The organism is Leifsonia sp. KNZ12-8B (assembly GCF_056755495.1).
The window spans coordinates 1-1,594 of sequence record NZ_JBPGXM010000241.1; the positions used below are offsets into that span (position 1 = coordinate 1).

The following is a 1,594-nucleotide window of genomic DNA, read 5'->3' on the forward strand; positions in this document are numbered from 1 at the left end:
CCTGGAGGCCACGATCACCGCGGCCGAGCGCTGGTACGCCGTCCGCGGCCTCCCCGCCGTCTTCCAGGTCAGCCCGGCCTCGCCCGCCGCGCTCGCCGCCGCGCTGACCGCCCGCGGCTACCGCGAGCACTCCGCGACCGACATCCTGATCGCCGACGCCCTTCCCGCCAGCGCGGCCGGCCTCTCCTCACTCCGCGTGGAGATCGCCGCGGCCCCGTCGGAGGCCTGGCTCGACACCTGGTGGTCGGTGGATGGCCGCGGCGGCCCGGCCGAACGCGCGGTCGCCGCCCGCATCCTCACCGGCGGCCCTGCCCTCTACGCCTCCACGGGTGACCCCGGGGCGCCGGACGCGGTCGCCCGGCTTGCCCTGGTCGACGAGTGGGGCGGATGGGGCGGCCTGTATGCGGTCGCCACCCGCCCGGCGGCCCGCCGCCGCGGACGCGCCCGCAGCCTCGCGCTGGCGCTCGCCGCGGAGGCCAGTCGCCACGGCGTCCAGCGGCTCTGGCTGCAGGTACTCGCCGACAACGCGCCCGCGCACGCGCTCTACGCGGCGCTGGGCTTCCGGCGCGTCTCGGGCTACTCCTACTTCACGGCCGCCGGCTGAAGATCCGGCGCAGCTCCTCGAGCGGCGCCTTCGGCCGGCGGTCCTCGAAGACGAGGCCGTTGGTCTCCTGGCCGGTGTCGGCCAGCTGCGTGTAGCAGTAGCCGGCGAGGGTAGTGGAGGCGGTGACGGCGCCGACGAGCGCGTCCAGCCGCTCGACCAGCTCGGCCGGGCTGGAGACGGCGGAGTAGCCCCACGCGTCCTCCGGCCCGTTCTCGGTGTACGAGATGCCGCCGAACTCGGTGAGCATCAGGGGGACGTCGGTCCGCTGCTCCGCCCCGACGACCAGCCGGCGCCCGGGGAACGTGAACGGGGTGCCGAGCACCTGCTCGCGCGAGGCGTACCGCTCGCGCACCCGGTCGGCGTCGTGGTCGTAGTCGTGGATCGACAGGATGTCGGAGCGCACGTGCTCCCAGCCGTCGTTGGAGATGACCGGCCGGGTCGGGTCCACCGCGCGCGTCAGCTCTACGAGGCCGGCCGCGTACGACACCATCCGCTGGTCCGCGGCGAGGTGCTGCACGCCCCAGCTCTCGTTGAGCGGCACCCAGGTGACGATCGACGGATGCGAGCGGTCGCGGTCGAGGATGGCCGTCCACTCGGCGAGCGTGCGCTGCACGGCCTCGGGCGTGAACGCGTACGCCGCGGGCGCCTCGCCCCAGACCAGCAGTCCCAGCCGGTCGGCCCAGTACAGGAAGCGCGGGTCCTCGTACTTCTGGTGCAGGCGGGTGGCGTTGAAGCCGAGCGAGAGGATGAGCTCGGCCTCCGCACGCAGGGCGTCGGCGCTCGGCGCCGCCGAGTGCGACTCCGGCCAGTAGCCCTGGTTGAGCACCGACCGCACGTAGAGGGGTCGGTCGTTGAGGAGGAACCGGCCGCCCGCCACCGCCGTCGACCGGAGGCCGAGGTACGACGCGACGCGATCCTCCGCCGCTGCCGCGGTGGCGCTCCCCCCGCCGGCGGGCCGCAGCCGCACCTCCGCGTCGAGCAGGGTCGGGC

2 protein-coding genes are annotated in these 1,594 nt (G+C 75.3%); one reads left to right on the top strand and one right to left on the bottom strand.

Annotation, left to right across the window (positions count from 1 at the left end; all coding sequences use genetic code 11):
• The coding region (locus ACR9ZG_RS18790; protein ID WP_481286364.1) for a GNAT family N-acetyltransferase at window positions 1-604 on the top strand (604 nt) is incomplete at its 5' end.
• Here ACR9ZG_RS18790 and ACR9ZG_RS18795 read toward each other — a convergent pair.
• On the bottom strand, window positions 588-1,594 hold a 1,007-nt coding region (locus ACR9ZG_RS18795; protein ID WP_481286365.1), incomplete at its 5' end, for a glycoside hydrolase family 2 TIM barrel-domain containing protein. The two genes, ACR9ZG_RS18790 and ACR9ZG_RS18795, sit on opposite strands and share 17 nt — an antisense overlap.